At 66.2% G+C, this 16,233-nt stretch carries 15 protein-coding genes and 2 tRNA genes; 7 read left to right on the top strand and 10 right to left on the bottom strand.

From position 1 onward, the window contains the following. The first annotated feature begins 40 nt into the window (after positions 1-40). Complete coding sequence (phoR, locus tag ACNQQL_RS22425) at positions 41-1,360, top strand: phosphate regulon sensor histidine kinase PhoR (protein ID WP_072435859.1); 1,320 nt, start codon at positions 41-43, stop codon at positions 1,358-1,360. Between the two features lie 129 nt (positions 1,361-1,489). Here the strand turns inward: phoR and ppk1 are convergent, their stop codons facing one another. After that, on the bottom strand, positions 1,490-3,553 hold the full coding sequence (gene ppk1 / locus ACNQQL_RS22420) for a polyphosphate kinase 1 (RefSeq protein WP_347065755.1): 2,064 nt from the start codon (positions 3,551-3,553) through the stop codon (positions 1,490-1,492). Positions 3,554-3,832: 279 nt separating this feature from the next. On the opposite strand from ppk1, the gene ppx reads away from it, so the two are divergent. Further along, positions 3,833-5,347 carry an exopolyphosphatase gene (gene ppx, locus ACNQQL_RS22415; RefSeq protein WP_347065753.1) on the top strand — a complete coding sequence of 505 codons (1,515 nt, stop codon included), beginning with the start codon at positions 3,833-3,835 and terminating at the stop codon, positions 5,345-5,347. Between the two features lie 86 nt (positions 5,348-5,433). Here the strand turns inward: ppx and ACNQQL_RS22410 are convergent, their stop codons facing one another. Both ACNQQL_RS22410 and ACNQQL_RS22405 read right to left on the bottom strand, forming a co-directional pair. Continuing rightward, positions 5,434-5,868 carry a hypothetical protein gene (locus tag ACNQQL_RS22410; RefSeq protein WP_347065751.1) on the bottom strand — a complete coding sequence of 145 codons (435 nt, stop codon included), beginning with the start codon at positions 5,866-5,868 and terminating at the stop codon, positions 5,434-5,436. 293 nt (positions 5,869-6,161) lie between these two features. Beyond that, a tRNA-Pro gene (locus ACNQQL_RS22405) sits at positions 6,162-6,238 on the bottom strand. 161 nt (positions 6,239-6,399) lie between these two features. Between ACNQQL_RS22405 and sixA the strand changes: the two genes are divergently transcribed. Both sixA and ACNQQL_RS22395 read left to right on the top strand, forming a co-directional pair. Then, positions 6,400-6,861, top strand: coding sequence for a phosphohistidine phosphatase SixA (gene sixA, locus ACNQQL_RS22400; protein ID WP_347065749.1), 462 nt, complete (start codon positions 6,400-6,402; stop codon positions 6,859-6,861). A gap of 170 nt (positions 6,862-7,031) precedes the next feature. Then, positions 7,032-7,838 carry a GNAT family N-acetyltransferase gene (locus tag ACNQQL_RS22395; RefSeq protein WP_072435856.1) on the top strand — a complete coding sequence of 269 codons (807 nt, stop codon included), beginning with the start codon at positions 7,032-7,034 and terminating at the stop codon, positions 7,836-7,838. 211 nt (positions 7,839-8,049) lie between these two features. Here the strand turns inward: ACNQQL_RS22395 and ACNQQL_RS22390 are convergent, their stop codons facing one another. Next, positions 8,050-8,220 (bottom strand): hypothetical protein, encoded by a 171-nt coding sequence (locus ACNQQL_RS22390; protein ID WP_174419115.1) that lies wholly within the window; start codon positions 8,218-8,220, stop codon positions 8,050-8,052. Between the two features lie 136 nt (positions 8,221-8,356). Between ACNQQL_RS22390 and ACNQQL_RS22385 the strand changes: the two genes are divergently transcribed. Then, entirely contained in the window at positions 8,357-8,533 is a 177-nt protein-coding gene (locus ACNQQL_RS22385) for a hypothetical protein (protein WP_347065746.1), read from the top strand. Positions 8,534-8,552: 19 nt separating this feature from the next. On the opposite strand, the gene ACNQQL_RS22380 is transcribed toward ACNQQL_RS22385, so the two are convergent. The 5 genes from ACNQQL_RS22380 to ACNQQL_RS22360 all read right to left on the bottom strand — a co-directional run bounded on the left by ACNQQL_RS22380 (position 8,553) and on the right by ACNQQL_RS22360 (position 14,071). Further along, positions 8,553-9,932, bottom strand: a complete 1,380-nt coding sequence (locus tag ACNQQL_RS22380) for an MATE family efflux transporter (RefSeq protein ID WP_072435855.1) — start codon at positions 9,930-9,932, stop codon at positions 8,553-8,555. A gap of 10 nt (positions 9,933-9,942) precedes the next feature. Further along, positions 9,943-10,266, bottom strand: a complete 324-nt coding sequence (locus ACNQQL_RS22375; RefSeq protein ID WP_034183291.1) for a DUF2288 domain-containing protein — start codon at positions 10,264-10,266, stop codon at positions 9,943-9,945. A 71-nt stretch (positions 10,267-10,337) separates the two neighbouring features. Then, the gene (locus ACNQQL_RS22370) at positions 10,338-11,957 is read right to left on the bottom strand and encodes an acyl-CoA synthetase (protein ID WP_347065743.1); all 1,620 of its coding nucleotides are present in this window, start codon (positions 11,955-11,957) and stop codon (positions 10,338-10,340) included. A 367-nt stretch (positions 11,958-12,324) separates the two neighbouring features. Further along, on the bottom strand, positions 12,325-13,026 hold the full coding sequence (locus ACNQQL_RS22365; RefSeq protein ID WP_072435852.1) for a peptidoglycan DD-metalloendopeptidase family protein: 702 nt from the start codon (positions 13,024-13,026) through the stop codon (positions 12,325-12,327). A gap of 133 nt (positions 13,027-13,159) precedes the next feature. Beyond that, positions 13,160-14,071 (bottom strand): aldose epimerase, encoded by a 912-nt coding sequence (locus tag ACNQQL_RS22360; RefSeq protein ID WP_347065741.1) that lies wholly within the window; start codon positions 14,069-14,071, stop codon positions 13,160-13,162. Between the two features lie 479 nt (positions 14,072-14,550). On the opposite strand from ACNQQL_RS22360, the gene ACNQQL_RS22355 reads away from it, so the two are divergent. Next, positions 14,551-15,381, top strand: coding sequence for an undecaprenyl-diphosphate phosphatase (locus ACNQQL_RS22355; RefSeq protein ID WP_021157259.1), 831 nt, complete (start codon positions 14,551-14,553; stop codon positions 15,379-15,381). A 158-nt stretch (positions 15,382-15,539) separates the two neighbouring features. Next, positions 15,540-15,616, top strand: a tRNA-Arg gene (locus ACNQQL_RS22350). Positions 15,617-15,805: 189 nt separating this feature from the next. Here the strand turns inward: ACNQQL_RS22350 and ACNQQL_RS22345 are convergent. Then, the coding region (locus tag ACNQQL_RS22345) for an integrase core domain-containing protein (protein WP_416392691.1) at positions 15,806-16,233 on the bottom strand (428 nt) is incomplete at its 5' end.

Below are 16,233 nucleotides of genomic sequence, written 5' to 3'. Positions count from 1 at the left end.
TGTGCCACGGCATGCCGTTCATTCTTTCGGACGCTGAATCATGAACATCATCTGGGCGCGCTTTCTGGTGTCGCTCGTGCTGCTCGTGCTGATCGGCGTATTGGTCGGCGTCTTTGCCGGCCCGACCGCGGGCCTCGTGTTCGTGGCCGTGATGCTGATCGCGCAGGGCTTTTTCAGCACCTTCCATACGCAGCGTCTGTGGCGGTTGCTCGATGCGCCCGTCTACGGCGAAGTGCCGAGCGCGCCGGGCATCTGGGGCGAGATTTACTACCGTTTGCACAAGCTCGCGAAGCAGTGGCATGCGCAGGTGCGGCAGGTCGAACAGCAGCATTCGCGCTTCATCCAGGCGATCCAGGCCTCGCCGAACGGCGTCGCGATGCTCGACGACCACGACCAGATCGAGTGGTGCAACGCGATCGCCGAGGTCCATTTCGGTCTCGATGCGAAGCGCGACCTGCGCCAGCACATCACGAACCTGGTGCGTCATCCCGAGTTCGTCCGCTACCTGAATGCGCAGCATTACGACGAGACGCTCGTGATGCGCGGTATGGGCGGTGCGCGGCAGAACGTGCTGGCCGTGCAGGTGTTTCCGTACGGCGAGAACCGCAAGCTGCTGCTCACGCAAGACATCACCGAGCTCGAGCGTACCGACGCGATGCGGCGCGACTTCGTCGCGAACGTGTCGCACGAATTGAAGACGCCGCTCACCGTGCTGTCCGGCTTCCTCGAGACGATGCGCGAGCTGCCGCTGAACGAGGAAGACCGCGCTCGCTATCTCGAGATGATGGAGCAGCAGGCGTCGCGGATGCGGCACATCGTTACCGATCTGCTGGTGCTCGCGAAGCTGGAGGGCGAGAGCAAGCCGCCGGTCGATCATGCGATCGACATGCGCGCCGTGTTCGACCATCTGAAGGAGGACGCGCAGACGCTGTCGAACGGGCATCACGACATCGCGTTCTCGATCGACGAGACGCTCGGCGTCACGGGCGCGCAGACGGAGTTGTTCAGCGCGTTCGCGAATCTCGTCACGAACGCGATCCGCTATACGCCGGATGGCGGCAAGATCGTCGTGTCGTGGCGGCGCGAGGGTGCGCAGGGCGTGTTTTCCGTCACGGACAGCGGCTTCGGCATTCCGGCCGCCGACTTGCCGCGGCTGACCGAGCGCTTCTATCGCGTCGACCGCAGCCGCTCGCGCGATACGGGCGGCACGGGGCTCGGGCTCGCGATCGTCAAGCATGTGCTGCAGCGGCACGATGCGCACCTGTACGTGCAAAGCGAGGAAGGGCGCGGCAGCACGTTCACCGCGCGGTTCCCGGGTTCGCGCATCATCGCGATCCGGCCGGCCGCGTACGAGGCATGATCGCGTAACGGCATCCGTCGCTCGTTCGGCGAGCGGCGGCACGCCAGGCAAGAAAAAAGCGCAGCCCGCGTATGTGAGCTGCGCTTTTTCATTGGCCGTGCGGCGCGCGAATCGCGCCGCACGGCAGGTTCACGAGCAGAACATCGCGAGCAGCCCGAGCTGCGCGTTGCGGACCGTCTTGCCTGCGCGGCGCCGGCGGTAGTGACCGTCGCTGAGCATCTGCCAGGCCGACTGGTTGTCGCCGAGGCACACCGACAGGCCTTCGGCGATCACGCGCCGCTTGAGCTTGCGCTCGCGGATCGGGAACGCGACTTCGACGCGGCGGAACAGGTTGCGGTCCATCCAGTCGGCGCTCGACAGATAGACGTCCTCGGCACCGCCCGCGTGGAAATAGTAGATCCGGTGGTGCTCGAGGAAGCGGCCGACGATCGAGCGCACCGTGATGTTTTCCGACAGCCCCGGCACGCCGGGCTGCAGCGCGCAGACGCCGCGCACGATCAGGTCGACCTTCACGCCGGCCTGCGACGCTTCGTACAGCGCGGCTATCACTGTCGGCTCCAGCAGCGCGTTCATTTTCGCGACGATGCGTGCGCGCTTGCCGGCACGCGCATTGTCGATCTCCGCGCGGATCGATTCGACGATGCGCGGATGCAGCGTGAACGGCGACTGCCACAGCTCGTGCAGCGTGAGTTCGCCGCCGATCCCGGTCAGTTGCTGGAATACGTGATGGACGTCCTCGCAGATCTTCTGGTCGGCCGTCATCAGCCCGAAGTCGGTGTAGAGGCGCGCCGTGCGCGGGTGGTAGTTGCCGGTGCCGAGGTGCACGTAGCGGCGCAGCGTCGCCTTGCCGGCCTGCACGACGCGCCGCACGATCAGCATCATCTTCGCGTGGCACTTGTGACCGACCACGCCGTACACGACGTGCGCGCCGACGGCTTCGAGCTGCGATGCCCAGTTGATGTTGGTTTCCTCGTCGAAGCGCGCGAGCAGTTCGACGACGACGGTCACTTCCTTGCCGTTGCGCGCGGCTTCCATCAGCGCGTCCATCAGCGGCGAATCGGTGCCGGTGCGGTAGATCGTCTGCTTGATCGCGACGACGCTCGGATCCTTCGCGGCCTGCTGCAGCAGTTCGAGCACGGGCTGGAAGCTCTCGTACGGATGATGCAGCAGGATGTCGCCGTCGTCGATCGCATCGAACATCGTCGGCGCGTTCGCGATCGCGGGCGGGGTCGACGCGGTAAACGGCGCGAACTTCAGGTCGGGGCGGTCGACGAGATCGGGAATCTGCATCAGGCGCACGAGGTTCACGGAACCGGCCACGCGATAGCAGTCCTTGTCGCGGAGTTCGCTTTCCTCGAGCAGCCGCCGCACGATGTGCTGCGGCGTATCGGCCGACACCTCGAGGCGCACCGCGTTGCCGAGATGGCGCGCGGGCAGTTCGCCCTGCAGCGCGACGCGCAGGTTCGTGATTTCGTCCTCGTCGACGAACAGCTCGCTGTTGCGCGTGATGCGGAACTGGTTGCAGCTCTTCACGACGAGTTGCGGGAAGAGTTCGCCGACGAAGCGCTGCATGAACGAGCTCAACAGCACGAAGCCGTGCTCGAAGCCCGACAGCGCGTGCGGCATGCGCACGACGCGCGGCAGCGCGCGCGGCGCCTGCACGATGCCCATCACGGCCTGGCGGCCGAACGCGTCGCGGCCTTCGAGCTCGACGACGAAGTTCAGGCTCTTGTTCAGCACGCGCGGGAACGGGTGGGCCGGATCGAGGCCGATCGGCGTCAGCACGGGCAGCAGTTCGTCGAGGAAGTAGTGTCGTGCCCATTCGAGCTGCTCGTCGTTCCACGAGTCGGTCGCATGGAAGTAGATGCCTTCCTGTTCGAGCGCGGGCAGCACGGTTTCGTGCAGCATCGTGTACTGTCGATGGACGAGCCGTTGCGCGCGTTCGACGACGAGATCGTAAGCATGCTGTAACGACATGCCGTCGGGCGTCAGCGCGCCGGGGTTGTCGCGGATCTGCTCCTGAAGGCCGGCCATCCGGACTTCGAAGAATTCGTCGAGGTTGCTGCTGGTGATGCAGATGAAGCGAAGGCGCTCGAGCAATGGAACTTGCGGATCGGCTGCCTGGGCCAGCACGCGCTCGTTGAAACCGAGGATGCCGAGTTCACGATTGAGAAGCGGGTAGCGGACGGACATCGGCGGAGTAGGGGGTGATTCTGGCGATGATTCGAAAGGACGCTCGGAAACTCTCACGGTACGATGACGTGCTGATGACAGTAATGGTTTTATATCGGCAAATTCTACGCCCTAACCGATTCGTCGCATAAATGTTTCGGCCATATACACTTGAGCAGTATGCATGCCCGTGAAGCGTGGCAATGGCAAGCGTTCCACGCTTAAAATGTCGCCTTTGATTGATCGCCCTGGGTTGCCGGACCGGCTACCCAGGGCGAACGCGCACGGAGCCCCAATCTGATGGTTACAACTCCCCACTTGCTGGCTGCCGTGGATCTCGGCTCGAACAGCTTCCGGCTGATCGTCGGTCGCGTCGAGGAAACGTCGGCGGGCAGCCAGATCTATCCCGTCGACGCGTTGCGCGAGCCCGTTCGGCTGGCCGCGGGCCTGTCGAGCGACAAGATGCTCGATCGCGCGTCGCAGGAGCGTGGCTGGGAGGCGCTCAAGCGGTTCGGCGAGCGCTTGCGCGATTTCCATCCGGATCGTGTGCGCGCGGTGGCGACCAACACGCTGCGCGTCGCGAAGAACGCGGCCGAATTTCTCGGCGAGGCCGAAGCGGCGCTCGGTTTCCCGATCGAAGTGATCGCGGGCCGCGAAGAAGCGCGGCTGATCTATGCGGGCGCCGCGCACTCGGTGCCGGCGAGCGCCGGCAAGCGGCTCGTCGTCGACATCGGCGGCGGCTCGACCGAATTCATCATCGGCGCGCACTACACGCCGATCGTGATGGAGAGCCTCTATATCGGCTGCGTGAGCCACAGCCGCGCCTTCTTTCCGGCCGGCAACGTCGACGAATACACGATGCGGCAAGCCGAACTCGCGGCCAAGCGCGAGATCCAGATCATTTCGAGCGAGTACAAGAAGGCCGGGTGGGACCAGGCGATCGGTTCGTCCGGCACCGCGCGTGCGCTGGCGGAGCTCGTCGAGGCGAATGGCTTCAACGATCCGGGCATCACGCACGGCATTTCGCGCGGCGGCCTCGAGCGGCTGAAGCGCGCGCTGATCAAGTCGGAGAACGTCAACCGGCTGAAGCTGGTCGCGCTGAAGCCCGACCGCGTGCCGGTGCTCGCGGGCGGGCTCGCGATCATGCTCGCGGTGTTCGAGGAACTCGGCGTCGATTATGTCGATACGACCGACGGCGCGCTGCGTCTCGGCGTGCTGTACGACCTGCTCGGCCGGACGCAGCACGAAGACATGCGCGCGGTGACCGTCGAGGGCTTTACGCGCCGCTACGGCGTCGATCGTGCGCAGGCCGAGCGGATCGGTGCGCTCGCGGCGCGTTTCTACGACGAACTCGACGAAGCCGACGAGGAAGCGCGCGAGGAAGGCCGGATGTTCCTCGGCTGGGCGGCCGCGTTGCACGAGATCGGCCTGTCGATCTCGCACAGCGCGTATCACAAGCATTCGGCCTATATCGCGAGCAACGCGGACATGCCGGGCTTTTCGCGCACGGACCAGGCGCGGCTCGCCGCGCTCGTGCTCGGTCACGCGGGCAAGCTCGGCAAGCTGTCGCAGGCGCGCGAGGTCGAGTGGCCGCTGCTGTTCTGCCTGCGGCTCGCGGCGCTGCTGTGCCGGCGCCGGACCGATGCGGGGTTGCCGGACATTTCCATTTCGCAGATGAAGAAGGGCGGGTATGAAGTGCGCTTGCCGAGCGCGTGGGTCGAGCAGAACCCGCTGACCGACTACAGCCTCAGCCAGGAGGCTGCCGAGTGGGAGAAGGTCGGTATCCCGTATCGCGTGGTGTATACCGGCGCGTAACAGGCCGATAGCGGGGCCCGGACGGGCTCGCGGGCGGGGCGTGCGGTTGTGGCTCAGGCGTGACGCATGATCGTCCTGACGATTGCTCAGTCCGACGAGCAGACGATCGCGGTCAGGAACGGAAACGCCTGCTTGACGGTTGCGTCGCTGCCGGCCTTGCGCACGGCTTCCTCCACCGCGCCCTTCGTGCCGCGCACCACGACGCCGTAGGCCCAATCGCCGATCGGCGTGCTGTCGCCCGGACGGAAGATCGGGTCGTTCGCCTGGTAACCGAGCACGACATAGACGCCGAAGCCGTACGCCGTCAGCGAGCGGTTCGTCCGGAACGCGTTGACCGAGTTCGATTCGACGTGCATCGGCTCCGACTGGATGTCGCCGGCGGCGAGCAGCGGCGCGACGAACTTGTGGCCGGTCGAATGGCAGTCGAGCGCGTCGTCGAGCGCCTTGGCGGACGCGGTGCCGGTGGTCGCGAGCGCGAGCAGCGATGCGCAGAGGGCGGTCTTGAGAATGTTGTTTTTCATGCGCGGATGCGGGTTGTTCACGCGCATTATCGCGTGTTCCCGGAAGTGTCGCGCGCGGGCTGCGGCGTGCGTGTCGGCAGCCTGCTGACTTGTGGCCGCGATCAGCTGCCTGCGGTTGAAGCGATGCGTCATGGGCGCCGGGATGCGGCAGAGGCCGATGCGTTGTCGCCTGGCCCCTCAATTGATCCCTGCAATGAACCGGATTACCGCGAGCCGGGAAGCCCGGCGACCGGTTCAAGGATCCGGAAACGGAAAAAGGGGTTACGGTGATCACCGTAACCCCTTGATTCCTTTGGTCGGAGCGATAGGATTCGAACCTACGACCCTCTGATCCCAAATCAGATGCGCTACCAGGCTGCGCTACGCTCCGACGAGCCAAAGATTGTATCGTCTAATTACTGATCCGGTCAATCACGATATGCGGGTAAATGCCGCGGCGGTGAACCGGCCGCGATTTGCGACAATTCGCACGATGATCGGCCGGCCCGGATACACGTGTGCGCGGCCGCTCGCCGAAGCAAGGAGAACATCATGATGAACCTGATTCTGTGGCGCCACGCCGAAGCCGAAGACTACGCGGCGAGCGATCTCGCGCGCCAGTTGACCGTTCGTGGCCGCAAGGACGCGCAGGCGATGGCCAAATGGCTGCGTGGCCGGCTCGAGTCGAACGCCGTGATCCTCGCGAGCCCGGCGGCCCGCACCGTGCAGACCGTCGAGGCGCTGACCGACCAGTACCGGACCGTCGATGCGCTCGCGCCGGGAGGCGATGTTGACGACGTGCTGGCGGCGGCCGGCTGGCCGGAAGGCATCGCGCCGACGGTCGTGATCGTCGGGCACCAGCCGACGCTCGGCAGCGTCGCCGCGCAACTGATCGCCGGCAGCGACGACAGCTGGAGCGTCAAGAAGGGCGGAATCGTGTGGCTCGCGAGCCGCACGCGTGACGGCGGCCGGCAGGCTGTGCTGCGGGCAGTATTGACGCCGGAACTGGTGTAAAGCAGGCCTGACGGGGGTTAACGGGATTCATCATACGGCTTCGCAAGCTTTCTGCTAAAGTCAATTCGGCGACACGTCATTGAAAGGACACGGTCGTGCCACATAACGGTCACGGCCGATTACTACATTGGCGGGCATGTCGCCTTATTCCTTACGACCAGGAAAGCCTAATGCGAGAACTGCCGACGCCTACGCTCCCCTTTGCCTCGCTGCCCCTCGACACGTCGCGGCGCCATCTGCCGCGCGCTGCTGAAACCGTTACATCGGAGTACCGCCTGCGTGCCGCGTGGGCCCGCACGGAAGACGAATTGCGCGAAGCGCAGCGCCTGCGTTACAGCGTGTTCGCCGAAGAGATGGGCGCGCAGGTCAGCGGCCCCTCCGGTCTCGACGTCGATCCGTTCGATGCGTACTGCGACCACCTGCTGGTTCGCGATCTCGATACGCTGAAGGTGGTCGGCACGTATCGCGTGCTGCCGCCGCACGAGGCGGCGCGTGTCGGCCGCCTGTACGCCGAGGGCGAATTCGACCTGTCGCGCCTGACGCACCTGCGCGGCAAGATGGTCGAGGTCGGCCGCTCGTGCGTGCACAGCGACTACCGCAGCGGCGCCGTCATCATGGCGCTGTGGGGTGGCCTCGGCGCGTACATGATGCAGAACGGCTACGAGACGATGCTCGGCTGCGCAAGCGTGTCGATGGCCGACGGCGGCCACTATGCTGCAAACCTGTACCAGTCGCTGTCGGCGAGCTCGCTGACGGCGCCCGAGTACCGTGCGTTCCCGCATACGGCACTGCCGGTCGACGAACTGCAGACGGGCGTCGCCGTGGCGCCGCCGCCGCTGATCAAGGGCTACCTGCGTCTCGGCGCGAAGATCTGCGGCGCGCCGGCCTGGGATCCCGATTTCAATTGCGCGGATTTCCTGACGCTGTTCCGTCTGTCCGACATCAACGCGCGCTACGCCCGCCACTTCCTGGGCTGAGCCGTCCGAATCGCGGCGCGCCCGGTTCCGGGCGCACGCAAGCAAACGCCGTCGTGCGGCAGCCTGCCGCGCGACGGCGTTCGTGTATTCGGACAGTGTGCGTGTATCCCGCCCTGTTAATTTCGACGATGCACGGTTCCTGCCGTGCCACCGGATGGCACGTTCGCGAACGGCCCGGGTTCGACGCGGGCCGGACGGCAGGGCGGCTCGCTCAGTGCTTGCGGCGCCAGTCGAGCAGGTGGTGTTCCGCCATCCAGTGGTGGATCATCCCTTCGCCGTCATGGCTGCGCTTGTATTCGCGCGCCTCGAAGTACGACAGCGCGGCCAGCACCATCAGGCCGATGAACAGGCCGATCAGGCCCGCAATTTCCTCAGACGACATGGCAGCCTCCTTTCCACGGCACAGCGCCATGCGTACATAGTAGGACATGCGCGGCGCGACCCCGAAACCGGATTTCCGCTAGACTCGGCGCGGTCCTGGCGCGCGATGGGCGCGCCGATTTCCGGAGCCATACCCGATGACCCGTTTCATGCTGGCCGTGCTGGCCGCAGCGCTTCTCGCGGGCTGCGCCAGCGATCCTCGTCAGGCCCGCCGCGGCCACCCGCCGGAAGATCCGGCCGACTATCACGGCGTGCCGACCGACATGACGCCGCCGTCGATGCTCGACGCACCGCCGCCGAAGCCCGTGCAATAACGGTCGGCCTGGCCGGCCGTCAGGCGCGGGCCGCGGGTGCGGCGTGCGCGTCGGCGCCGATGCGCCGTAACAGTCCCGGCAGGTAGCGCGCGAGCGTCGCGCCGCGCGCGGCCATGAACAGCAGCAGCGCGAACCAGAGGCCGTGATTGCCGAACGTGCCGACGGCGGCGAGCGTGGCCGCGATGAAGATCGAGAACGACACGACCATCGCGCGCATCAGCGATTGCGTCTGCGTGGCGCCGATGAACACGCCGTCGAGCAGAAAGCCCCAGACGGACACGATCGGCGAGATCGCGGCCCACGGCAGGTAGCGCAGCGCGACTGCACGGATCTCGGCCTGATCGGTCAGCCGCGCGACGATCCAGCCGCCGCCGGCCCAGTAAGCGAGCGCGAACAGCAGCGCGCCGAGCGCGGACCAGAACAGCGTGACGCGCACGGCTTGCCGGAATGCGCGGCGGTCGCGCGCGCCGGCCGCCGCGCCGACGAGCGCCTCGGCCGCATGCGCGAAGCCGTCGAGGCCGTACGCCATGAAGGTCTGGAAATTCAGCAGCAGCGCGTTCGCCGCGAGCGTCGCGTCGCCCTGCTTCGCGCCGAGGTGCGCGAACCAGCCGAATGCGCCGAGCAGGCACAGCGTGCGCAGGAAGATGTCGCGATTGAGCGCGATCAGCCGCTTGAGCGCCACGCGGTCGGCGAGCGCACGCGCGGCGATTGGCACGAGACCGCGCGGCCGTAGCCGCCACAGCATCCACGCGCCGAGCGCGAAGCCGCACGCGTCCGCGGTGGCGGTCGCGGCGCCGATGCCGGCGATGCCCCAGCCGAAGCCGTACACGTAGAGCAGCACGGCGCCGATGTTCACCGCATTGATGAACACCTGCGCGACCAGCGCAAGCCGGACGCGCTGCACGCCGAGCAGGTAACCGAGCACGACGTAGTTCGCGAGCGCGAACGGTGCGCTCCAGATCCGTGCGTGGCTGTACGCGAGCGCCGTCGCGCGGACGGCATCGCTGCCGCCGAGCGCGGTCAGCGCGAACGACAGCAGGGGTACCTGCAGCGCGAGCACCGCGGCACCGAGCGCGAATGCGACGATCAACGCGCGCAGCAGGTTCAGGCGGATGCCGGCATCATCGCCGGCACCGTGCGCCTGCGCGACGAGGCCGGTCGTCCCCATCCGCAGGAAGCCGAAGCCCCAGAACACGAAATTGAAGAACAGCCCGCCGAGCGCGACGCCGCCGAGATACTGCGCGCCGTCGAGGTGGCCGGCGACGGCCGTGTCGACGGCGCCGAGGATCGGCTGGGTCAGGTTCGCCAGGACGATCGGGAAGGCGAGCGCGAGGACGCGCCGATGCGTGACGGTGGCCGAATCAGTGCCGGCCCCGTGAGGTAACGCGGATTCGGACATGGCGGACGCGTCAGGCGCGTTCCTGCACGCAGACCCATGGCGACACGACGACCGCCCACAGCTCCGGGTTGCGCGCCGCGTAGTCGGCCGCGGTTTCGGCCGGCATGCGCGCGACGAGGCCGGCAGACAGCCAGCGCGTGACCTGTTCGGCTTCGTCGCCGGCGATCGCTTCCGCGACGCTGACGAGATCGAGGTCGCGCGCGACGGACAGCAGCTTGCCCTGCGCGAAGAAGCGCTCGAGATCGCACCAGTCGATCTTGGCGGTCTCGCCGAGGAGTTTGGCGTAGAGCGGGCTGTGCGACGCACCCGCGGCGGATTGGCGTTCAGAGGACATCGGTTTTTTGGAAAGACTGCGTGGCGCCACTATAAACCATCCGGCCGGCGGCCCGAGCGGGCGGCGGACGGCTACGCGTCGCGCAGCGCGCGGCGCACGATCTTGCCGGTCGCGGTCATCGGCAGGCTGTCGACGAACGCGATCTCGCGCGGATACTCGTGCGCGGCGAGGCGTGTGCGTACGTGTGCCTGCAGTGCGCTGACGAGCGCATCGTCGCCGACGTGGCCGGGGTTCAGCACGATGAACGCCTTGACGATCTCGGTGCGCGTCGCGTCGGGTACGCCCACGACGGCCGCCATCCGCACCGCCGGATGCGTGAGCAGGCAGTCCTCGATCGGGCCCGGGCCGATCCTGTATCCGGCGCTCGTGATCACGTCGTCGTCGCGGCCGACGAAGCGCACGAAGCCGTCGGCGTCGATCGTGCCCGTATCGCCGGTGAGCAGGTAGTCGCCCGCGAACTTGTCGCGTGTCGCGCCGGGATTGCGCCAGTATTCGAGGAACATCACCGGGTCGGGGCGGCGCACTGCGATGCGGCCTTCGACGCCGGGCGGCAGCGGCGTGCCGTCCGCGTCGACGATCGCGACCACGTGACCGGGCACCGCCTTGCCGATCGCGCCCGGCTGCGCATCGAACAGCGCCGCGCACGACGACAGCACCATGTTGCATTCGGTCTGCCCGTAGAACTCGTTGATCGTCACGCCGAGCGCGTCGCGTCCCCAGGCCGTCAGCTCGGTGCCGAGCGATTCCCCGCCGCTCGCGACCGATTTCAGCGACAGCGCGTAGCGTTCGCGCGGTGCCGCGACGGTACGCATGAGCTTCAGCGCGGTGGGCGGCAGGAACGCGTGGGTCACGCCGTGCCGTGCCATCAGCGCGAACGCCGCGTCGCCGTCGAATTTCTCGAAGCGGCGAGCGAGCACGGGCACGCCGTGATGCCAGGACGGCAGCAGCACGTCGAGCAGGCCGCCGATCCACGCCCAGTCGGCGGGCGTCCAGAACAGGCGTGCGTCGCGCGGGAAGCATTGCTGCGACATCTCGACGCCCGGCAGGTGGCCAAGCAGCACGCGATGCGCGTGCAGCGCGCCTTTCGGTTTGCCGGTTGTGCCGGACGTATAGATGATCACCGCCGGATCGTCGGCGGCCGTATCGGCCGGCACGAAGTCGGGCGTTTCGGCGGCCAGCGCCGCATCGTAGCGCAGCACGCCCGGCGCGTCGGGCGCATCGTCGCCGATGCAGTAGACGGTATGCAGTGCCGGCAGTTGCGCGCGCAGCGGCGCGATTTTCGCGTAGCCGGCCGCGTCGGTGACGAGCGCGGATGCTTCGCTGTTCGCGAGCCGGTATTCGAGCGCATCGACGCCGAACAGCGTGAAGAGCGGCACCGCGATCGCGCCGAGTTTGTACGCGGCGAGATGCGCAATGGCCGTTTCCGGGCCCTGCGCGAGGAAGACGCCGATCCGGTCGCCGCGTCGCAGGCCGGCGCGCACGAAGCTGTTCGCGAGCCGGTTAGAAGCATTCCTCAGGTCGTCGAACGTGAGTCGAATCACGTCGCCTTGCGCGGTTTCGTGGATCAGCGCGAGGCGCCCGCTGCCGTCGGCCCATTTGTCGCAGACATCCACGCCGATGTTGTAGCGGGCCGGAACGGCCCAGCCGAAGCGGGAGAGCAGGTCGTCGTAGCGGTCGGCGGCGGGCAGCATCGCGGGTCTCCTGGGTGTCGAACGTGGCGTCGGGCGAACGGCTTACATCAGGGTTTCATGCAGACGAATCGACAATGGTGACTGCTGATAGGGAATGTTCGGACTCGTCCAATGGCCACGGCTCAGTGCACGATTCCACAATGACGCATAAGATCACGACACAACAGTGATAGGACCATGGATTTGTTTCTGATTGCTGCGGGGTTCAGCCTGATCGGAATCGGCGTGCTGGTGGCGTTTGCCCGCCACGTCGATCCGCTGTCCGGCCGGTTTACCGGCCGTCTGCGCAAGCGCTGATTCAACCTTCCCGATTTTGCCCGAGACGGCACGCGATGCACACCGGCATCGCGCGCCGGCTGTCGCGCGCTCAGCGCGCGGGCAGGTAGCGTGACGGATCGATCGAGCGGCCGCCGTAGCGCAATTCGAAATGCAGCGCGACGCGATCGCTGTCGCTGTTGCCCATCTCCGCGATCGACTGCCCCTGCGTGACTGACTGGCCTTCCTTCACCAGCAGCGCGCGGTTGTGCGCGTATGCGGTGAGGTAGTCGGCGTTGTGCTTCAGGATGATCAGGTTGCCGTAGCCGCGCAGCCCGTTACCCGCATAGACCACGACGCCCGGCGAGGCCGCGACCACCGGCGTTCCCGGCGAGTTCGCGATATCGATACCCTTGGATTTCGAGCCGTCGAACGTGCGGACCACATTGCCGGCTGCCGGCCAGACCAGCGAAATGCTCGTGGCCGGCTTGACGGCCGATTCGACCGGCGCCGAAGGCGCGGGGCGGGCGCGGCCCGCGCTGCCGGTACCGGTGGTCGACGGCGTCGATGCCGTCGTCGTGCCGGGCGGCGGCGCGACGCGCAGCACCTGGCCGACTTCGATCGCGTCGGGGTTCGCCATCTGGTTCCAGCGCACGATGTTTGGTACCGACGTGCGGTTGTCGCGCGCGATCTTGTAGAGCGTATCGCCGCGCTCGACGCGGTAGAACCCGGGGCCGACAGGCGCGGAGCCGCACGCGACGAGCAGGGCGGCGCAGGCGGCTGCGAAGAGTCGCTTCGTTGTTGTTCCGAACATTGAACCTCGCAAGACCCTGCCGCGCACGACGCGGCAGGCAATACAAAACGTCCGATTTTAACGGGTTCGACCTGCGCACCGCAGTTTGGGGCCTTGGTCGAGGTCATCGCGCGCCGTTTCGGCGCGCCCGTTGTCAGCCTGCGAGCGGGATTACGCGAATTCGCAGCGTGGCCGTTTCGGTCGCGCCGGGTGCGAGCATGCGCAGCCCGAGGCCGTTGTGGATCGCATCCGGCAGGCCGAGCCACGGCTCGACGCAGTAGAAGTCCGAATCCGGCTTTTCGGTCCAGGTCGTGACCGCGTACCACGGGATCGAGCCCGGCACGTCGAGCGCGATCTCGATCGTGCGGCGGCGGCCCGGCATCACGATGCGCACCGGTGCGGACGGCTCGCCGTCGAGGCAGTGGAAGCGATCGAGGATGTTCGGATCGTCGAGGCTGTAGCGTGCTTCACCGGGTTCGAGCGGGCTGATCGAGCCGTCTGCACGTTGCTGGCAGATGCGAGTCGGCGGTAGCTCGAGTGTCGTGTCGGCACGTTCGCCGTGCGGCAACGCGAAATAGAAGTGGTGGCCCGCGTAGTAGGGCAGCGGCGTATCGCCGCGATTGGTCGTCGTGAGCGCGACTTCGAGCGTATGCGCGTCGGCCAGCCGGTAGGTCGTTTCGAACCGGAAATCGAACGGGTAGCTCGCGCGCAGCGTGTCGTTCGCGTCGAGCGTCATCGACAAGGCGGCGCCGTCGGCCGACGGGTGCGCGGCGAACGGCAGGTCGCGCGCGAAGCCGTGCATCGGCAAGTCGCGGACCACGCCGGCGGCATCGCGCCAGCGCCCGAGTTCGCCGTCGACGCGGTGGCGGCCGAGGAACGGGAACAGCAGCGGATTGCCGCCGCGCACGCGCGCGAGGTTGCTCCAGTCGGCCGTTTCCGGCCAGAAGATGACCGGTTCGCCGTCGACGTGCCATGACAGCAGGCGGCCGCCGAATTGCGGGGCGACCCGGACGAGCGACGGGCCGGCGTGAAGTTCGTGAATGTCGTGTTGCTGGAAGATCGGCATGGCGAATCGGGTTGGGCGGGTGGACGGGACACGGCGCGCTCCATTATCGGGCCGCGGCGGGTCGGGGAAAACCCTTCTCGGGAAATTGCGAGTTTTTAACACTGCCAACGGTCTGGATAATGCCTCTAAACCGGTGATGTTGCCGGGTCATGACACTTCGTGGAGGGGGCCATGGATCTGGCAATGGCAATGGGTATCGCACTGTTCGGCATGTTCACCGGCAGCACGGTATTATTTTTCTATCAGCTCGGCCGCTGACGGCAATTCCTGCCGAAGTCGAAAGGCCCGCCATGCAAATGGCGGGCTTTTTGCTTTCTGTGCGCTTACAAATTGCAAGCGTTTGTGTGCATTGCCGCAATATCCGGCCAAATGCCTTGGCGCAGTAATCCTGGCTCGGCATAATCGGGGCGCGTTTTTTCGGACGCGCATTGCGTCGTCCGTCTTTCTTCCCGCTTAATCTCCACTAAAAGGACCGACGCGTGAGTCTCTGGTTTCTGGTATTCCTGAGCGTCCTGCAGGGCGTCACCGAACTCTTCCCCGTCAGCAGCCTTGGCCATACGCTGCTCGTGCCGGCGCTGTTCGGCATGCATATCGACAAGCACGCGCCGCAACTGCTGCCGTTCCTCGTCGCGCTCCATCTCGGCACTGCGCTGGCGCTGCTGTGGTACTTCCGTGCGCGCTGGATCGCGCTGATCGGCGGCTTCTTCGCGCAGCTCGGCGGCCGCAAGAACGACGACGGGCACCTGATGTGGGCGCTGATCATCGGGACGATCCCGACCGGCATCGTCGGGCTGCTCCTCGAGAAGCGCATCGAACGCGTGTTTCACGACCTGCGGATCGTCGCGATCGCGCTGATCGTGAATGGCGTGCTGCTGTGGCTCGGCGATCGCATCCAGCGCAGCCGCGCGCATCAGGCGCCCGAGAAGATGACGTTCAAGCAGGCGTTCTTTGTGGGCCTCGCGCAGATCGGCGCGCTGATTCCGGGCTTCTCGCGCAGCGGGCTGACGATGATCGCCGGCAATGCCGCCGGGTTGACGGCCGAGAAGGCGGCGGAGTTCTCGTTCCTGCTCGGCACGCCGATCATCTTCGCGGCGGGTGTGCTCGAACTGCCGAAGCTGTTCCATGCGCGCGACCAGCTCGCCGATGCGCTGCTCGGCGGCGTGCTGACGGCGATCGCCGCGTACCTGAGCGTTCGGTTCCTGATGCGCTATTTCGAAGGGCGCGGCCGGCTGGCTTCGTTCGGCGTGTATTGCGTGATCGCCGGTGTGTTCTGTCTCGGCTGGTTCATGCTGCATCCGCAGCCGGTTTGATGCCGCGATGGCCGGTTTCGCGTGATGTGACGCGATGATCGGGTATAATTTCGGGCTCGTTTTGTTTCGGGGCGTTGGGTGGTGCTGTTGCGCTGTTGCCGTTACTCAACGCCTCGTGCCGAATGCGGTCCGCGTCAGGCCGTGTCTTTTCTCCCCGACCGCCCTTAGCTCAGTTGGATAGAGCAACGGCCTTCTAAGCCGTAGGTCACACGTTCGAATCGTGTAGGGCGGGCCAGAATTCTTCGCTTATTCAAGCACTTATCCACGAGAGCGACTGCGGTTAAGTTGGCCCCATTCGCTGTTCGGTGTGAATGGAGTGTGAACGGATTCTACCGCCGTGAGCTATTCTTGTGCTTGCCTTTGGTGCACCCGGGTGCGTTCCCCGGCTTTCGCGCCCCGTGCAGCTTGGACAGTTTGGGCGCCGTCAATGTGACTGAGTCACTTGCCAGCAGCTCCGAGTACGGCACTTTCTGAAGTTCACGAGTGATCTCGTCACAAAGCGTATCGAATTCTGAACCGCGCCGGCCGAACGGCGGATAGCTATTGACCGAGTCGGCGCTGGCTTCATGTGCGGCGTGGACAACGTGATCAGGGTACGGCGCGAACGCCTCCCATTCATCGAATTCATCGACGTCAGAGGTGGCCTCGCTCGCTCGGACAGGTTTTCGATATTTTTAAGTGGAATGTCCGAGGCAATCATGCTGCCGACTTGATCGCAGGCAGCGTCGCGGAGTATGCCTCCATCCGGCGTCTGATCCGCCAAGCTCGAATGAGGTCGTTTCCGGTTGTACAGCTCAATGTATTCGCCGATGGAACGCCGGGCATGGCTGACCGACTCGTAGGCTTTCAGGT

The sequence above is a fragment of the Burkholderia sp. LFS061 genome (assembly GCF_047978125.1).
Taxonomy (GTDB): domain Bacteria; phylum Pseudomonadota; class Gammaproteobacteria; order Burkholderiales; family Burkholderiaceae; genus Burkholderia; species Burkholderia pyrrocinia_C.
This window is presented reverse-complemented; position numbering and strand designations above follow the sequence as displayed.